Below are 16,215 nucleotides of genomic sequence, written 5' to 3'. Positions count from 1 at the left end.
GGCCACGGGCTGCTAAGCTCCGGTTATTACTCGCTGACTAACCGGAGCCAGCCATGGGCACCCCCGAACCCGATTTCCCGGCCCGCAAGATTGTCGAAACCGTACGTACCGATAACCAATCCGGTGCCGCCCAGCTGGCAACCAGAGCACTGACGCTGTTGCGCCAATGGCTGGCCGCGGGTGAAGTATCCCCGGATACTCTCAAAAAACTGCTTAACGATCTTGCCGGAGCCCGTCCCAGCATGGTGCCGCTGGCCAATGCCATTGAACGGGTGCGTCAGAGCCTAATAGGCAGCCAGGACGGTGCTTCTGCGGCTGAACAGGCGCTGCCAGTGGTGGACTCGGTTCTCGAGCAGATTGCCTCCGCCAACCAACGTGTGGCGGAAATCGCCACGACACGGATTCCGGAGCGGGCCAGAATTTTCACTCACAGCCGTAGCTCCCAGGTACTGGCAGTGTTCCGTTTACTGGTACAGCAGGGCCGCAACTTCTCGGTAATCTGTACCCAGGGTAGTCCCGGTAACGAGGGCTTTACCCTGGCCCGTGAACTGGATGAACTGGGCGTGCCGGTGACGGTGATCACCGATGCCCAGATGGGGCTGTTCGTTCCGAAGGCGGACTTAGTGCTGTGCGGCTGTGACACCTGGCTGGCCGATGGCCACTTTCTCAACAAGGCGGGCAGTTATCCGCTGGCCTTGCTGGCCAGGGCCGAGGCAAAACCGCTCTGGGTGCTGGCAGACAGCTTCAAGGACAGCACGGCGCCACACGATGAAGTCACACTGGAAGAAATGGCGGCGAACCAACTCGGTGCACCGGCCGGCCAGCACATTACCGTTCGCAACCTCTATTTTGAGCCTGTTCCGGTGCAGCTGATCAGTGGACGAATCAGCGAGCAGGGCGTTTTTTCGTTCCCTGCTGAGCCTGGGCCGTAAGCGGATCTTCCGGCCAGGGGTGTTTCGGGTAGCGGCCCCGGAGTTCTTTTCGTACCTGTGGATAGGCGTTCTGCCAGAAGCTGGCGAGATCTGCCGTGACGGCCAGCGGGCGCTGGGCCGGGGACAGGAGGTGGGTTACCACGGGCACCCGGCCGCCCGCCACCGTCGGTGTTTCAGTCCAGCCAAACAGGGCCTGCAGCTTGGCAGCTAGCACCGGGCCGTTGTCGGCCGTGTAATCCAGCGTCACCTTCTGGCCGGTGGGGATGGCCAGAGCTTTCGGAGCCAGTTCATCCAGTTCTTGTTGCTGTGGATAATCGAGCAGGCTGTTCAGGGCGGATGTCAGATCAAGCCGGGCCAGATCCGACCACCGCTGCATGCCGGCCATAAACGGCGCCAACCAGCTTTCCACACCGGCCAGCAGGGCAGAATCCGTCACATCCGGCCAGTGACCGGGGAACTGTGTGGCCAGTAACTGCACCCGGGCCTGCCACTGGCGGGCGGCCTCGTTCCAGGGCAGCCGATCCAGTCCTTTGCGACGGACGGCATCCAGCAAACCCTGCTGGATCAGTTCGGGGGCCACCTGTTGCAACGGCTTTTCCGCCAGTATCAGGGCGCCAAGCTTGCGTACGTGACGCGCCACCACTGTGCCCCGCTTGTCGTCCCAGAGGGCTTCTTCCCGTTCTTGTATGTGCGCAGCCAGGTCCTGCTCCAGATCCCCCAGATCCACTGGCGCCGCCAGATAAATCGTCGCCTCCCGGGCCTTACCGTCCAGGTCCGCGGCCACCAGCCAATTCTCCCGGGCCAGCGGATCATGTTCCCGCAGGCTCGCCCCCTTGCCATTGCTGAGCTGGTAGCGCGGTGCCTCGCCCGAACGGCGACGGGCAATGCGGTCCGGATAGGCCTGGGCTAAAACCCGGCCCACCTCGGTAGCAACGGGTTCGCTCCGTGACCCCGGCTCCCGGCACAACCGTTTCGCCGCCTGCCGTACCGCCTGTAACCGGGCCGTATCCAGACCACGGGGTGGCCGTTGTCCCCGTACCACCCGGATCCGTTCGTGCAAATCCGCACCGGAGCCTGGCCCCAGCAAATCACGCTCTTCCAGCAATGCCGCCAGTTCCGCCGTCAGCTGGCCAAATCCCAGGGCCCTGCCCCGGAGAACCATATGGGCCAGGCGGGGATGCATCCCCAGATCCCGGGCGGCCTTGCCGTGATCGGTAATAGCACCGTCAGCATCCAGCAAATCCAGCCACTGCAATAAATCCACCGCCTGCTGCCAGTGGGCTTGCGGCGGCGCATCAATCCAGGCCACCTGATCCGGTGAACGAGCCCCCCACTGGGCCAGCTCCAGTACCAGCGGTGCCAGGTCCGCCTCCTGAATCTCCGCTGGCGTGAAGTCAGCCAGGCCGAACTGCTCCGACTCGCTCCATAACCGGTAGCACACGCCCGGTTCGACCCGTCCTGCCCGGCCTTTACGCTGCTCGGCAGAGGCTTTGGACACCCGGCTGGTGACCAGGCGAGTCATGCCACTGTTGGGATCAAACACGGCCCGACGCTGCTGGCCGGCATCAACCACTACCCGCACGCCTTCAATGGTCAGGCTGGTCTCGGCAATGGCAGTGGCCAGGACCACCTTGCGAGCACCGTCCGGGGCCGGTGCGATGGCCCGGTCCTGTTCTTCAGCCTTGAGGTTGCCGTACAAGGTTGCCAGCACCACGTTTGCCGGCAGTTGTCCGGCCAGCTGTTGCGCCACCCGGCGAATTTCACCGGCCCCGGGCAGGAACACCAGCACCGAGCCAGCCTGGTCTCCCAGGACCTCCAGCACCACCGCCGTTACGTGATCCACCATCCGGGCATTGCGGGACAAGGGCCGATAAAGGACATCCACCGGAAACGCCCGGCCTTCACTGGAAATCACCGGCACGTCCCCCAGCACCTTGGCAATGGGCGCGGTATCCAGTGTCGCGGACATCACCAGAAGGCGCAGGTCTTCTCGCAGGGCCTGCTGGCTCTCTCGCACCAGTGCCAGCCCCAGATCGGCCTGCAGGGAACGCTCATGGAATTCGTCAAACAGAACAGCGGCATAGTCTTCCAGCATGGGGTCGGTCTGGATCAGGCGGGTGAGTATACCCTCGGTCACTACTTCGATCCGGGTGGTGCCTGAGACCCTGGTATCCAGTCGGGTGCGATAGCCCACCGTCTGCCCGGGCGCCTCTCCCAGTTGCCGGGCCATATACCGCGCTGCCGACCGGGCCGCCAGTCGGCGGGGTTCGAGCATCAGGATTTTGCGGCCATCGCGCCAGGGCGCATCCAGCAGGGCCAACGGTACCCGGGTGGTTTTACCCGCGCCGGGCGGCGCCTGGAGCAAAGCGGTGGTGGTCTTTGCCAGTGTGCGGGTCAGTTCTGGGAGGATGCCATCAATCGGGAGCATGGTACGGGGTGCTTGCCGGAATGTGGCCGCAGTTTACCATGCCTCAGGAGCGGGCATGCCAGGCTTCAGGCCGGGGCACGAAGAACGCGAATACCAGGCCAAACGCCAACGCTGCCACCCCGATGCCGAAAGCCGACACCAGGGTGCCTCCCGCATCCAGCCACTGTTTGGTCAGCCAGGGGCCGACCATCTGGGTAAAGCCATACAGTGCCACCATCGCTGCCGACAGGCGCGGGCCCTGATGCGGATGCAGCGCGCGCCCGATGCGCTGGGTCAGCAATACCGTGCCCAGAAAGGTGCTGCCGACCAGGGCGGCACACAACACCAAGCCCAAGGCGCCAGGCCAGACCACGGTGGCCAGTACACCGGCCAGCTGAATCAGAAAATTCAGGCGAAGGGCGGGCAAGTCTCCCATCAGGGCCCCCAGTTTGTTCCACAGCCAGGGCGCCGGGATGGTGAACAGGGCGACGATCACCCAGGTCCCGTCCAGCAAGGCGTGGCCCTCAGGCAGTTCCAGTTTTGCCAACAGGGGCAGGAAGGTCATGGGCAGGATGTAGCCCAGGCCCGCCCCGGCATAGGACAGAAACAGCGGGATGCTGGCGCGATCCAGCAACGGGGTATTGACCACTGCCTTACCGGCGTCATCATGCTGGCGCACCGGTACCTCCAGTTGCCGTAACTGCATGGCACCCCACCAGGCCAGGGGAATCGACAACAGGGCAGCCGGCCACCAGCGCTCCGCGCCCTCCAGCAGGCCGGCGGTTCCGGTAACCAGGCCGCTGGACACCAGCAGCCCTACACCAACACCGATATAGACCAGACCGCTGAGAGAGGCCCGGTTGCGCATTACCAGCCACTCCAGAATCAGAGCTGGCGCCTGGACGAATACCACGCCGTTCGCCACACCGTTCAGCCAGCGGGTGACAGAAATCACCGTCAGCTGGTCGGTCTGGGTCACGATCAGCGTGGTGACCACATGAACCGCCAGGAAAAGAGGCAACATCAGCCGGATCTGGTCGATTCTGTGCCAACGGATGGCCAGCATTGCCCCCATCAGATAGCCGAGGTAGTTCCAGGTGGCCACCGCAGCTCCATCCGGCGCGTTGAACTGGTTATCGGCCACCAGGTAGGGCAACAACGGGGTGTAGATGAATCGGCCAAGGCCGTGGACAACCAGCAACACCAGGCTACCGGCGAGCAGAACCGTAAACAGTTGCCTGGGGGTGGGGGTATTTGCAGAAGTCATGGCATAGGCCCGGTCGTCAGGTTATCAACGGAAACCGGGTAGTGTAGGTGACTAACCAATGCTTGTCAGTGAGACCTTCGCCTCAGCCTGGCTGGCGATTGGCGTTGGCCCACTGGTAGATACGCTCAAAGGCTTCGGCCAGCTGTTCCGGCTTGTGGGGTGGCTGGATCAGCGCCTGAACGTCGCCGTCCGGATTGAGCAAGGCAAAATGCCCGCTGTGGTCCACCAGCAACTCGCCATTCACCTGCCGGTGCACAAACACCGCGCTCACGCTCTTGGCGACCTGGCGCAGGGTGTCCAGATCGCCGGTCAGGCCGTGGAAATGCTCACCAAAGAAATCGGTATAGGCCTTCAGCTTCGCCGGGGTATCGTGCTCCGGGTCTGCCGAGACCAGCAGATAGTCCGGTTGGGGTAATTCCGGGGACAGCAACTGGTCGGTACGGCGCAGATTGGCCATGGCAGCGGGGCAGATGTCCGGGCAATTGGTATAGCCCACAAACACGAAGGTCCACCGGCCCCGGAGATCTTCCCGGGTGACCGTCGCTCCTTCCTCGTTGGTCAGAGAGAACTCCACCAGGGGCCGTGGCTGGTCGTAGACATAGGCGTTGTACTGGCTGAGATCCGGCGCCGGTGCCGGTTCGCCCCCCACCAGAAAGACCTGCCGACCCACTGTCAGGCCGAACACCAGCACCACCAGCAACAACAGAACAAACAACGTGATTCGAATCGACCGCCCCATAGGGTCTCCCAACCAGGCTTAACCCCGGCCAGTCAGGCCGGGACAAACACAAAATGATCTACCAGCAACACCACAAACAACGCCATCAGATAGGTGATGGAATATTTGAAGGTGTTCAGCGCTACCCGCCGGTCGTCGCCGCGCAGCAGGCGAACCGCATATTGCAGGAACCTCAAGCCTAGCGCCAGGGCGCCCACCAGGTAAATACCGCCGGACATGCCTGTGACAAACGGTAGCAGGCTGACGGCCAGCAGCATCAGGGTATAGAGCAGAATATGCAGTTCGGTGTAACGATTGCCGTGGGTCACCGGCAGCATGGGAATACCAGCCTTGGCGTATTCCTCCTTGCGGTGGATGGCCAGAGCCCAGAAATGCGGTGGCGTCCAGGCGAAGATGATCAGCACCAGCAACAGCGCGTGGCCTTCCACCTGGCCAGTGACCGCGGTCCAGCCCAGCAGTGGCGGCATGGCACCGGCCAGCCCGCCGATGACAATGTTCTGTGGCGTCGCCCGTTTCAGAAACAGGGTGTAAACACCGGCGTAACCCACCAGGGACGCCAGCGTCAGCCAGGCGGTCAGCTCGTTCACCTGCCACACCAGCACGACCATACCCAGGGCCGCCAGCACGGTAGCAAACAGCAGGGCGTCCAGCGGCGCAATCCGGCCAGTCGCCACCGGACGTTTGCGAGTGCGGGCCATCACGGTATCAATCTTCTGATCCACCACGTGGTTCACCACCGCAGCCGCGCCGGCCAGCAGGGCGATTCCCAGGTTGCCGAACAGCAGCACGCTCCATTCGGGAACGCCTGGTGCTGCCAGCAGCATGCCGATCACCGAGGTAAGAATCATCAATGCCACTACCCGGGGCTTGGTCAGTTCCAGGTAATCGCGCCAGGAAATAGTGCTCGCATGCGTTGGATTCTGGATCGGCAGCGCCTTCACTTGCTCGCTCATGCCGTAACCTCCCGGTTTATGGTTGTTGTGTGAGGTGCGGGGGATAGTGCTGGCAGGGCCAGCTGATGATGCCGCCAGATCAGGTGCACCATCGACAGTAACAGGCCAGCGCCCATGGCGTTATGGGCAACGGCAATGATCAGGGGAATGTGCAGCCAGACGTTGGTCAGCCCCAGACAGAACTGGAGCACCAGGGCACCGCCCACCAGAGCGATAGCCCTGTCGAGACCGCTCTGGGCGCGCTGGCGCCACAGCAGCCCCAGCAATATGGCCAGATAACCCAACACAAGGACTGCGCCCAGGCGATGGCTGACGTGAATAGCAACCCGGCCATCGCTGGTCAGCTGGCCGCCCAGATAGTTGGGACCAACATGTTGGGTGATATCAAATCCATGCTGAAAATCCATGCCCTCGGGCCACCACTGACCCTGACAGGTAGGCAAATCGGTACAGGCAACGGCGGCGTAGTTGGCTGCCGTCCAGGCCCCCAGGGCAATCTGGGCAATGACCAGCAGCAAACCGCCATACAGCCAGGGTCGGAGTCTTGCCAGGGATGCCGCCATCGCCGGTCGCGGCGCCTCACTTTCCCGTGCCCGCCGCCGGAGCCGCAGGGTCAGCAACAACAACAGGCTCAGGGTGGTAAATCCGCCCAGCAGATGCAGGGCCACCACCTGGGGCCAGAGCTTGAGGGTAACCGTCCACATGCCGAACGCGGCCTGCAACACGATAAAGCCGGCAATGAACAGCGGCAGTTTGACCGGAAGCCCCGCTCTGCGCTTGCGCACCGAGGCAATGGCCAGCCCGAATACCAGTAGTCCCAGGGTACCGGCGGCGTAGCGATGAATCATTTCCGGCCAGCCCTTGGAGACATCCACCGGGGTCTCCGGGAAACGGGCATTGGCAATGGCGATGCGGGTTTCATCCTGGGGCACGGTCAGAAAACCATAACAGCCAGGCCAGTCCGGGCATCCCAGGCCGGCATGAACCAGCCGTGTCCAGGCACCGAGCATGATCACCACCACTGCCAGCAAACAGGCCAGGGTAGCCCAGAACGCCAGTTTCTTTGCTATTGCCCGGGATTGCTCCGGAGACATCGCCGTCATACCGCAGGCCTCCCGTTAGCCAATCTGTGACAGTTTCAGCAGGTGCTTCAGATCTTTCAGCAGCTGTTTGCCGGTATGTTCCCTGCCATAGTGCATCATCACATTGCCAAACGGGTCGACCAGCAGGATTCTCGGTTGCTGCTCCGGGTTGATCCCGGCGGGCCATGCCGGTGTCTTGCCAGCGGCCGGTTGCAGGCGCTCCATCAACTGGTACTCATCGGACCAGCGCCGCTCCAGATCCGCCGGTACCGTGCCCAGATAGGCGGCACGACCAACACGCGGCGCGTTCTTGCCAAGCGCAACGTTAACCTGGCGAGCCAGATACAGCAGCTGCTCGCAGTCTTCCGCGCAACGCTCCGAGGCCACCAGCATCAGCCATTTCGGGTCGGCGACATCAACACCAAAGCGTGCCTGCAGGGGGTTCCCCGCAGCGGTTTGCAGATTCAGCTCTGCCACCGGCACCGGCGGTTGCACCAACTGCCCCTGATTGCTCTGACCGGTCGGGTTAAGCCAGCCGGTGTAAAACATGACCGTCGCCACCAGCATGGGGCCGAACCCCACCGCAAAGAGCAACATGGCGGTGCGCCGGCCCCGCCTGACCTGAGCCGGGCTCGGGCCATCAGAATGAGAGAGAGAGTCAGCCGTTGTCGTTGTCATTGTCGGCTCCTGCCTTGGGTCTTTCGCTGTCTTTTTTATAACTCGCCACCAGAGTCAATATAGTCAGTGCTACCGCTAGTGCAAACCATTGGGCGGCGTATCCGTAGTGCGTCTGCGGGCCCATCACATCCGGCGCCCGGTCCGCCCGGTATGCACCCGGCTGCTGGCTGTCGGCAAGGTGAACAATCATCGGGGCCGGCGTCTTACCCAACGCCCGGACACGGCTCTCAGGCAACGCCTGGACCCGTCTCGGCCAGCCGGGTGTATCGGGCTCCTGCGCCCCCAGTACCGGAGGTTCCGGATAGGCCGCCAGCCGGCCCTGAAGGGTAAACAGAGGCTCAGGCGTCTGCACTTCCGGCAGTTGTTCACGGCTGGCCGGTGCCGGTACCCAGCCCCGGTTGACCACCACCAAAGGGCCTGAGAGCGGCTCAAAAAGCGTCAACACTTCGTAACCGGCGCGGCCGTCCCGGGTCCGATTGTCCAGCAACCAAGTCTGCTCCCGGTACCAACCGGTCAGGGTGACCGGTTGGCCCTCCTGCCACCCATCTGCAGCCGCCACATCCTGCCAGTCCCACCCGGCGCTTTCTGAATTCCAGGTCTCCAGCCGACTGGTTTTTTCCGCGGCGCGGTTCAGCTGCCAGACACCCAGACTGATCAGCAGAGGCAGAAAGACACCGCTGAAGACCAGCAGGCGCCAGTCGAACTGCCAGCGGCGGGAGGTGGAACCCACTTAGCGCCGCTCTGCTATAGTGAGGTAACGAACCGGGGCGTTGTTCCCGGCACCAGAATGCTCAACAGGCTGCGGACCTGATACAACCGGATTCCTCATGTTAAAACTTGCCATTGTCGTACTGCTGTTCGCCGTCATTATCAGCCTGTTCAGCGGGCTGTTTTTCCTGATTCGGGACGGCGGTAAAACCAACCGTGTGGTGAACTCACTGGCGGTGCGAGTCTCGCTCAGCGTGCTATTACTGGCCGTGGTGCTGATCGCGCTCTGGACCGGCGATCTCACCCTGAACCCGACGCCCTGACTTCATCTGCCTCAGAGCACATACACGAACACAAACAGGCCCAGCCAGACCACATCCACAAAATGCCAGTACCAGGCTGCCGCTTCAAAGCCGAAATGATTGTCGGCGGTGAAATGGCCCTTGATGATCCGGACCAGCATGATGGCGAGCATCAAAGTACCCAGCATCACGTGGGCCCCGTGGAAACCCGTTAACATAAAGAACATGCTGCCATAGATGCCGGACTTCAGGGTCAGGTCCAGGTCCTGATAGGCGTGCATGTACTCGTAGCCCTGAACGAACATGAACACCACCGCCAGCGCAATGGTGGCTCCCAGCCACAGCTTCACCTTGGCCCGGTTACCCGCTTTCAGGGCATGGTGGGCAATGGTCACCGTGAACGACGAGGTTACCAGCAGGATGGTGTTGATCAGCGGCAAGCCCCAGGGCCCGATCACTTCCTTCGGGCCCGGGTAGGCCTCTGGGTTGGGGTTGCTGACCAGAGGCCAACTGGCCTGAAAGCCTTCCCACAGCATGTTGCTACTGCCTTTATCACCCTCGCCCCCCAGCCAGGGCACCACGAACATCCGAACGTAGAAGAGCGCACCGAAGAACGCCGCAAAAAACATGACTTCCGAGAAAATGAACCAGCTCATACCCCAGCGGAAAGAACGATCCATCTGGTCGCTGTACAATCCGGCCCGGCTCTCGCGGATGACGCTGCCGAACCAGCCGAACAGCATGTACGCCATGATCAGCGCGCCAATCCAGAACATGATCCAGGAACCGGTGGTGCTTTCACCCTGGTTGCCGTTCACCATGATGGCTGCCGCGCCATACAGGGTGACCCCCAGGCCAACGGTGGCGACAATGGGCCACTTGCTCTGTTCGGGAACGTAGTAGGTCTGGTGATCCGCCATAGCTGTCTCCGATGGCTTAGCCGTTATTGTTGGTTGTTTTTGCTGCCCCGGCGGCACCCGATACCTCGGCCTTCTGGCTCTGGTCGTAAAGGGTGTAGGACAGTGTCAGCTTGGTGATGTGTTCCGGCAGTTCCGGATCCACGATAAACACCAGAGGCATTTCTGTGCTTTCGCCGGCTTCCAGGGGCTGCTGGTTGAAACAGAAACACTCGGTCTTGTGGAAGTACAGGGTGCCCTCAGCCGGGGACAGGCTGGGAACTGCCTGTCCCACCATGGCCTGGTCGCTGCCATTTTCGGCGTAGAAATTGACGGTCACCGGCTCACCGGGATGCACCTTGATGCTGCGGGTCACCGGCCGGAATTCCCAGGACATGCCCGGGCCATTACTGGCCAGGAACTGGACCGTCACGGTGCGGTTGGCATCCACCTGGTTGGTGACCTGCGCTTCGTACCGGCCGCCGGTCTTGCCATTGATACCGGTGATTTCGCAGAACACGTCGTACAAGGGCACCAGGGCAAAGCCGAAGGCGAACATACCGACCACGCCGGCCATGCACCAGGCAATCACCCGACCGTTGCTGCGTTTGCCGTGTTGTGGCTCTGCCATGGCGACCTCCCGGTTATTTCACTTCCGGCGGTGTCGAGAAAGCGTGATAGGGCGCCGGTGAGGGCACCGTCCATTCCAGCCCTTCAGCACCATCCCAGGGTTTGGCGGCGGCCTTCTCGCCCCCTCGCACACACTTCACCACGATGAACAGGAACAGCAACTGACTGACGCCGAACATAAAGGCCCCGATGCTCGATACCATGTTGAAGTCAGCAAACTGCAGCGCGTAGTCCGGAATCCGCCGGGGCATGCCCGCCAGCCCCAGGAAGTGCATGGGGAAGAAAGCCAGGTTCATGCCGATGAACGACAGCCAGAAGTGGGTCTTGGCCAGGGTTTCGTCGTACATGTGGCCGGTCCACTTGGGCAGCCAGAAGTAGGCCGAAGCGAAGATGCCGAAGATGGCACCGGGCACCAGCACATAATGGAAATGCGCGACCACAAAGTAGGTATCGTGGTACTGGAAGTCCGCAGGCGCGATGGCCAGCATCAGCCCGGAGAAACCACCGATAGTGAACAGAATGATAAAGGCCACGGCGAACAGCATGGGCGCCTCGAAACTCAGGGAGCCCCGGAACATGGTGGTGACCCAGTTGAACACCTTCACCCCGGTGGGCACGGCAATCAGCATGGTGGCGTACATGAAGAACAACTGCCCGGCCAGTGGAATACCCACGGTAAACATATGGTGCGCCCAGACCACGAACGACAACAGGGCAATGGCACCCACCGCATACACCATGGAGGCATAGCCAAACAGCGGCTTGCGGGAGAAGGCCGCAACAATGTGGGAGATGGCCCCGAACGCCGGCAGGATCATGATATAAACCTCCGGATGCCCGAAGAACCAGAACACATGCTGGAACAGCACCGGATCGCCACCACCGGAGGCATCAAAGAAACTGGTACCGAAGTTGATGTCCATCAGCATCATGGTCACCACGCCGGCCAGCACCGGCATGACCGCAATCAACAGGAACGCGGTGATCAGCCAGGTCCAGACAAACAGGGGCATTTTCATCAGGGTCATGCCCGGCGCCCGCATGTTGAGAATGGTGGCAATGACATTGATGGCGCCCATGATTGAGGACACCCCCATGATGTGCACCGCGAAGATGAAGAACGTGGTGCTGGGTGGCCCATAGGTGGTGGAAAGCGGCGCGTAGAAGGTCCAGCCGAAGTTGGGGGCGCCGCCCTGCATGAACAGGGTGGAGACCAGAATCAGGAAGGCGCAGGGCAGCAGCCAGAAACTCCAGTTATTCATGCGCGGCAGTGCCATGTCCGGCGCGCCGATCATCAAGGGCAGCATCCAGTTGGCTAACCCGACAAAAGCCGGCATGACCGCCCCGAACACCATGATCAGACCGTGCATGGTGGTCATCTGGTTGAAGAACTCCGGCTGCACAATCTGCAGGCCGGGCTGGAACAGTTCGGCCCGGATGACCATGGCCATGCTGCCGCCGAGCAGGAACATGGCAAAACTGAACATCAGGTACATGGACCCGATGTCTTTGTGGTTTGTGGTCAGCAGCCAGCGGCTGATGCCTTTGGCCGGGCCGTGGTGATGTTCCTGGCTGTGGGTATCTGCAACCGCACTCATGAAAACCCCCGTTACCGCCTTCTGATGTGGCTGGTGATTGTTGTTATCTGGCGTTGATTACTGCTGGTTCTTGTAATCAAAAATTTCCTTGGGCGTGACCATATCGCCGGTGTTGTTACCCCAGGCATTACGCTCATAGGTAATCACCGCAGCCAGGTCCACTTCGCTCAGCTGGTTGCCGAACGCCTGCATCGCCGTCCCGGACTTGCCGTTCACCACAATGTCGATGTGAGCCGTCATATCTCCGGTCGCAATCGGGCTACCCTTGAGCGCGGGGAACGCCGGGGGGGCCCCGCTGCCATCCGCCTGGTGGCAGGCCGCACAGGCTGTGGCATAAGCCTTCTCACCACGCGCCATCAATTCTTCCAGAGTCCAGTCTTTCTGGGTCAGCTGGCGTTCTTTCTCGGCTGCCTCGCGCTGCTCCGCCACCCAGGCGTTGTATTCCTCTTCCGGCACCGCCTCGACCACCACCGGCATGAAGCCGTGGTCCTTGCCACACAGCTCGGTGCACTGGCCACGGTAAATTCCCGGCTCATCCACCCGGGTCCAGGTTTCATTGATAAAACCGGGGATGGCATCTTTCTTCACGCCAAACTCCGGCACCCACCAGGAGTGGATTACGTCATTGGCGGTCAACAGAAAACGCACTTTCTTGCCGACTGGAATCACCAGCGGGTTGTCCACTTCCAGGAGGTAGTTTTCACCCTTGGCCTGGCGGTTCTCGATCTGGTCCCGGGGTGTAGACAGGCTGGAGAAGTAACCAAAATCTTCATTGATATACTCATACTGCCAGCGCCACTGATAGCCGGTAACCTTGATATCCACTTCGGATTCGGTGGTGTCGTACATCTCCACCAGCGTTGCCGTGGCGGGAATGGCCATGGCCACGAGAATGGCGAACGGAATGATGGTCCAGAGAATTTCGACCACCGTGTTCTCATGGAAATTGGCCGGTTTCGCGCCCTGGGATTTGCGATGGGCGAAAATAGACCAGAACATGACCCCGAACACCACCACACCGATGGCGACGCAGATCCAGAGAATGGTCATGTGAAGGCTGAAAATCTGATTACTGGTGCCGGTTACACCGGGCGTCATGTTCATGGTCCAGTCGGCCACGACCACAGCCGGTGACAACAGACCAGCGGCTAGGGCTACTGCCCGCTTGGCATGCACGCGCATACTGTGTCTCCACAGAGTGTTATTCTTGTCGGATTTTGCGTCATCCCTCCGAAATTTACCGATGGCACTCGCAACCGTCGGAAATCCCCGAGTGAAAGCCTGCTTATGGATACATCAAAATTGAGTATAGACACAGATCAAAAAAAGACTAAAAAATCCTTAAATTCAAATAAGATAAGTGCAGAGTTTTGAGAAGCATAAAGAATAAGCAGCGTGCGCCCGGCATCATTGATCGACGCCTGTGGGCACTGGCCTGGCCACTGATGCTGACCAATCTCACCGTGCCCCTGTTGGGCCTGGTGGACACCGCCGTGCTCGGCCATCTGCACAGTCCGGAATACCTGGGCGCGGTCGCAGTGGGCGCCAACCTGTTCAGCATTCTGTACTGGACCTTCGGCTTCATGCGCATGGGCACCACCGGTCTGGCGGCGCAGGCCTGGGGTAAACAGGATGCCTTTGCCCAGGTCGCGCTGCTATTGCGCTCAATCCTGCTGGCCATCGGCATCGGGCTGTTACTGATCCTGTTTCACCAACCGTTGATCCGGATCGGTCTGGAGCTGATGAATCCCAGCCCTGAGGTGGCCGCTCTGGCCGCAGAATACGCGGCTATCCGTATCTGGAGTGCGCCCGCGGTGCTGTGCCAGTACACCCTGGTGGGCTGGCTGATCGGTACCCAGTTCCCCCGCGGCCCCATGGTGATGCTGATCATCGCCAACGGCATCAACATTGTGCTGGACGTGTTCTTCGTTACGGTACTGGGCTGGAACAGCCGGGGCGTGGCCATGGCCACCGTGATGGCGGAATACGGTGCTGCCCTGATCGGGTTTGCCATCGTGCTTCGGAGGATGCCCGAAGGCCAGCGACTGACCCGCGCGCTGTTCGGGCAGTTGGCAGACTACCTGACCATTCTGCAGGTGAACCGTTACATCATGGTTCGCACCATTGCCCTGCTGCTGGTACTGGCGTTTTTCACCGCTCAGGGTGCCCGGCAGGGCGATATCATCCTGGCCGCCAACGCCGTGCTGATCACCTTTTTGCTGGTGATTTCCAATGCCCTGGACGGTTTCGCCAATGCTGCCGAAGCTTTGGTGGGTGAGGCCATTGGCCAGAACAGCAGGCGCCGGTTCCGCATGGTCTTCCAGAGCGCCCTGCGCTGGTCGATCTGGGGCGCGTTGTTGCTGACCGTTGCGTTCGTGCTCGGCGGCCGCTGGCTGATCAGCCTGCTGACCGGTCTGGAGGAGGTGCGAACTACCGCCTGGCAATACCTGCCCTGGCTCTGGCTGCTGCCATTTGCCTCGGTCTGGGGTTTTCTGCTTGATGGTGTGTTCATCGGCGCCACCCGCACCCGGGAAATGCAGAACACCATGCTGTTTTCAGCGCTGGCTGTGTTTCTGCCGGTCTGGTGGCTGACCACCGGGTGGGGCAACCACGGACTCTGGTTTTCGCTCATTACGCTGATGCTGGCGCGAGCCGGAAGCATGGGCTGGTTGTGCTGGCGCTATACCCGCGAGGGCCGGTGGTTTGATGCACGCTGACGCCAGCTATACACACCGTAACCGTTAAATTTGCCAGTACAGGCAGCAAGGCAACAAATCTTGGCTACACTAGTCAGAAACGGCAGGCATGTTGCGGTAGCCAGCCCCTGCTTTCCTGCCTCCGGTTACTCCTTGATAGAACGGGAGGCGCCTTGCGACCTCACATTGTTCAGACTTCGGCATCTCCTGAAATGACACCACAGGCCGTCCTTGAAATCATCGATCAGGCAAGGCGCCAGGAAGCACGATCCGGCGCCTTCTTACGCCAGATGAAAGAGAAAGCCGCCCGGCTGCCGGGTTCGGTGGTGGTGGATGGCTATCAACCGGCAACGTCCCTGTTCCAGTTCGCGGTGGAATACATCGAGATGGCGCCCAGGCTGGTGGAATGTGTTGACGCCTGTGCCCGGGAAGCCGGCATAACCGAACTGTTCCAACCCTTCATTGATGCCGCTACCCGCTACTTCACCCAGCCCTCAGTACTGCTGGTCCGCTACGATGGCCTGGACGGGCTGCTCATACGCGCTTACCTGTGCCACCGGTTGATGGAAGAAATGCACGATAACAACCGCTCTACCCGCGCCAGCGAACTGATTGACCTGGAAGCCACCCGGGCCAACCTGTTGGTGCACGAGCTCATTGGTGAACCCTTCGCCAATGAGCTGGACGATGCCATTACCGTTACCGTACTCCAGATTGCCGGCACCCCGGATTACTACGACCTGGACCTGGAACCCTTCATCGACCAGGTCAATAACCAGGCCTGGGACTGGATGCGACAGTACTGGGAAAACCTGCTGGAGCGGAACCACATCCGCTTCGCCCTCGGGCCGTCGTGCTGAGTTTAATAACAACACGTCACTGAATTGCCTCCGGAAAACCAGTATTCTTGCCCTCCCGAACAACACTGAGGAGGCCAAACGTGCTGGATAATGCCGATCTTGGAAAACTGATTGTACGGCTGACACTGGGCGGGTTACTGCTGTTCCACGGCATCGCCAAACTGCTCAATGGCATTGGCTTTATCGAAGGCCACCTGGCCAGCCATGGCCTGCCCACGATCCTGGCCTACGGCGTCTATATCGGGGAAGTCATTGCACCGCTGATGGTGATTCTCGGATACCAGACCCGGATTGGCGCCCTGATCATTGTCTTCAACATGATCGTTGCCATCGCCCTGGTGCATGGCCATCAGCTGTTGACCCTGAGCAGCAATGGCGGCTGGGCGCTGGAACTTCAGGGCTTCTTCCTGTTCACCGCACTGGCGCTGATTTTCCTGGGGCCGGGCCGGTACAAGCTCAAGAACTGA

16 protein-coding genes are annotated in these 16,215 nt (G+C 60.9%); 5 read left to right on the top strand and 11 right to left on the bottom strand.

From position 1 onward, the window contains the following. Positions 1-53: 53 nt before the first annotated feature. Positions 54-932 (top strand): translation initiation factor eIF-2B, encoded by an 879-nt coding sequence (locus ACSSVV_RS10195; protein ID WP_022991802.1) that lies wholly within the window; start codon positions 54-56, stop codon positions 930-932. On the opposite strand, the gene hrpB is transcribed toward ACSSVV_RS10195, so the two are convergent. The 7 genes from hrpB to ACSSVV_RS10160 all read right to left on the bottom strand — a co-directional run bounded on the left by hrpB (position 886) and on the right by ACSSVV_RS10160 (position 8,788). Further along, positions 886-3,360, bottom strand: coding sequence for an ATP-dependent helicase HrpB (hrpB, locus tag ACSSVV_RS10190; RefSeq protein WP_454106191.1), 2,475 nt, complete (start codon positions 3,358-3,360; stop codon positions 886-888). The genes ACSSVV_RS10195 and hrpB overlap by 47 nt on opposite strands. A 43-nt stretch (positions 3,361-3,403) precedes the next feature. Continuing rightward, entirely contained in the window at positions 3,404-4,606 is a 1,203-nt protein-coding gene (locus tag ACSSVV_RS10185; protein WP_023008105.1) for a YbfB/YjiJ family MFS transporter, read from the bottom strand. Between the two features lie 82 nt (positions 4,607-4,688). Continuing rightward, complete coding sequence (locus ACSSVV_RS10180) at positions 4,689-5,345, bottom strand: SCO family protein (RefSeq protein ID WP_023008106.1); 657 nt, start codon at positions 5,343-5,345, stop codon at positions 4,689-4,691. A gap of 32 nt (positions 5,346-5,377) precedes the next feature. Further along, on the bottom strand, positions 5,378-6,298 hold the full coding sequence (cyoE, locus tag ACSSVV_RS10175; RefSeq protein ID WP_011783650.1) for a heme o synthase: 921 nt from the start codon (positions 6,296-6,298) through the stop codon (positions 5,378-5,380). Further along, a complete protein-coding gene (locus ACSSVV_RS10170; protein ID WP_011783649.1) occupies positions 6,295-7,401 on the bottom strand; it encodes a COX15/CtaA family protein in 1,107 nt (368 codons plus the stop codon). The genes cyoE and ACSSVV_RS10170 overlap by 4 nt, the downstream gene beginning before the upstream one ends. A 15-nt stretch (positions 7,402-7,416) precedes the next feature. Continuing rightward, a complete protein-coding gene (locus ACSSVV_RS10165) occupies positions 7,417-8,058 on the bottom strand; it encodes a hypothetical protein (protein ID WP_011783648.1) in 642 nt (213 codons plus the stop codon). Continuing rightward, entirely contained in the window at positions 8,039-8,788 is a 750-nt protein-coding gene (locus tag ACSSVV_RS10160) for an SURF1 family protein (RefSeq protein WP_022992668.1), read from the bottom strand. Before ACSSVV_RS10160 ends, ACSSVV_RS10165 begins: the two co-directional genes overlap by 20 nt. Before the next feature lie 97 nt (positions 8,789-8,885). Here ACSSVV_RS10160 and ACSSVV_RS10155 point away from each other — a divergent pair, with 97 nt between their 5' ends. Next, the gene (locus tag ACSSVV_RS10155) at positions 8,886-9,089 is read left to right on the top strand and encodes a twin transmembrane helix small protein (RefSeq protein WP_011783646.1); all 204 of its coding nucleotides are present in this window, start codon (positions 8,886-8,888) and stop codon (positions 9,087-9,089) included. Positions 9,090-9,100: 11 nt separating this feature from the next. On the opposite strand, the gene ACSSVV_RS10150 is transcribed toward ACSSVV_RS10155, so the two are convergent. The 4 genes from ACSSVV_RS10150 to coxB are packed head-to-tail and all read right to left on the bottom strand — an operon-like array spanning position 9,101 to position 13,374. Beyond that, positions 9,101-9,988: a cytochrome c oxidase subunit 3 gene (locus ACSSVV_RS10150; RefSeq protein WP_022992667.1), complete on the bottom strand. Its 888-nt coding sequence runs from the start codon at positions 9,986-9,988 to the stop codon at positions 9,101-9,103. A 16-nt stretch (positions 9,989-10,004) separates the two neighbouring features. Then, positions 10,005-10,595, bottom strand: coding sequence for a cytochrome c oxidase assembly protein (locus tag ACSSVV_RS10145; protein ID WP_022992666.1), 591 nt, complete (start codon positions 10,593-10,595; stop codon positions 10,005-10,007). A gap of 13 nt (positions 10,596-10,608) precedes the next feature. Beyond that, complete coding sequence (gene ctaD, locus ACSSVV_RS10140) at positions 10,609-12,192, bottom strand: cytochrome c oxidase subunit I (protein ID WP_022992665.1); 1,584 nt, start codon at positions 12,190-12,192, stop codon at positions 10,609-10,611. 57 nt (positions 12,193-12,249) lie between these two features. Continuing rightward, entirely contained in the window at positions 12,250-13,374 is a 1,125-nt protein-coding gene (gene coxB, locus ACSSVV_RS10135) for a cytochrome c oxidase subunit II (protein WP_011783642.1), read from the bottom strand. Between the two features lie 188 nt (positions 13,375-13,562). On the opposite strand from coxB, the gene ACSSVV_RS10130 reads away from it, so the two are divergent. The 3 genes from ACSSVV_RS10130 (at position 13,563) to ACSSVV_RS10120 (ending at position 16,215) form a co-directional block, all read left to right on the top strand. Further along, positions 13,563-14,909, top strand: a complete 1,347-nt coding sequence (locus ACSSVV_RS10130) for an MATE family efflux transporter (RefSeq protein ID WP_022992664.1) — start codon at positions 13,563-13,565, stop codon at positions 14,907-14,909. A gap of 191 nt (positions 14,910-15,100) precedes the next feature. After that, complete coding sequence (locus ACSSVV_RS10125) at positions 15,101-15,748, top strand: hypothetical protein (RefSeq protein WP_031211724.1); 648 nt, start codon at positions 15,101-15,103, stop codon at positions 15,746-15,748. Between the two features lie 80 nt (positions 15,749-15,828). Then, positions 15,829-16,215, top strand: a complete 387-nt coding sequence (locus ACSSVV_RS10120; RefSeq protein ID WP_022992663.1) for a DoxX family protein — start codon at positions 15,829-15,831, stop codon at positions 16,213-16,215.

Source organism: Marinobacter sp. MBR-105 (assembly GCF_053628895.1).
This window is presented reverse-complemented; position numbering and strand designations above follow the sequence as displayed.

Excerpts from the sequence above, each read along its gene's own strand:
- ACSSVV_RS10195 (WP_022991802.1), top strand. The coding sequence starts at position 54 with ATGGGCACCCCCGAACCCGATTTCCCGGCCCGCAAGATTGTCGAAACC.
- hrpB (WP_454106191.1), bottom strand. The coding sequence starts at position 3,360 with ATGCTCCCGATTGATGGCATCCTCCCAGAACTGACCCGCACACTGGCA.
- ACSSVV_RS10185 (WP_023008105.1), bottom strand. The coding sequence starts at position 4,606 with ATGACTTCTGCAAATACCCCCACCCCCAGGCAACTGTTTACGGTTCTG.
- ACSSVV_RS10180 (WP_023008106.1), bottom strand. The coding sequence starts at position 5,345 with ATGGGGCGGTCGATTCGAATCACGTTGTTTGTTCTGTTGTTGCTGGTG.
- cyoE (WP_011783650.1), bottom strand. The coding sequence starts at position 6,298 with ATGAGCGAGCAAGTGAAGGCGCTGCCGATCCAGAATCCAACGCATGCG.
- ACSSVV_RS10170 (WP_011783649.1), bottom strand. The coding sequence starts at position 7,401 with ATGACGGCGATGTCTCCGGAGCAATCCCGGGCAATAGCAAAGAAACTG.
- ACSSVV_RS10165 (WP_011783648.1), bottom strand. The coding sequence starts at position 8,058 with ATGACAACGACAACGGCTGACTCTCTCTCTCATTCTGATGGCCCGAGC.
- ACSSVV_RS10155 (WP_011783646.1), top strand. The coding sequence starts at position 8,886 with ATGTTAAAACTTGCCATTGTCGTACTGCTGTTCGCCGTCATTATCAGC.
- ACSSVV_RS10150 (WP_022992667.1), bottom strand. The coding sequence starts at position 9,988 with ATGGCGGATCACCAGACCTACTACGTTCCCGAACAGAGCAAGTGGCCC.
- ACSSVV_RS10145 (WP_022992666.1), bottom strand. The coding sequence starts at position 10,595 with ATGGCAGAGCCACAACACGGCAAACGCAGCAACGGTCGGGTGATTGCC.
- ctaD (WP_022992665.1), bottom strand. The coding sequence starts at position 12,192 with ATGAGTGCGGTTGCAGATACCCACAGCCAGGAACATCACCACGGCCCG.
- coxB (WP_011783642.1), bottom strand. The coding sequence starts at position 13,374 with ATGCGCGTGCATGCCAAGCGGGCAGTAGCCCTAGCCGCTGGTCTGTTG.
- ACSSVV_RS10125 (WP_031211724.1), top strand. The coding sequence starts at position 15,101 with ATGACACCACAGGCCGTCCTTGAAATCATCGATCAGGCAAGGCGCCAG.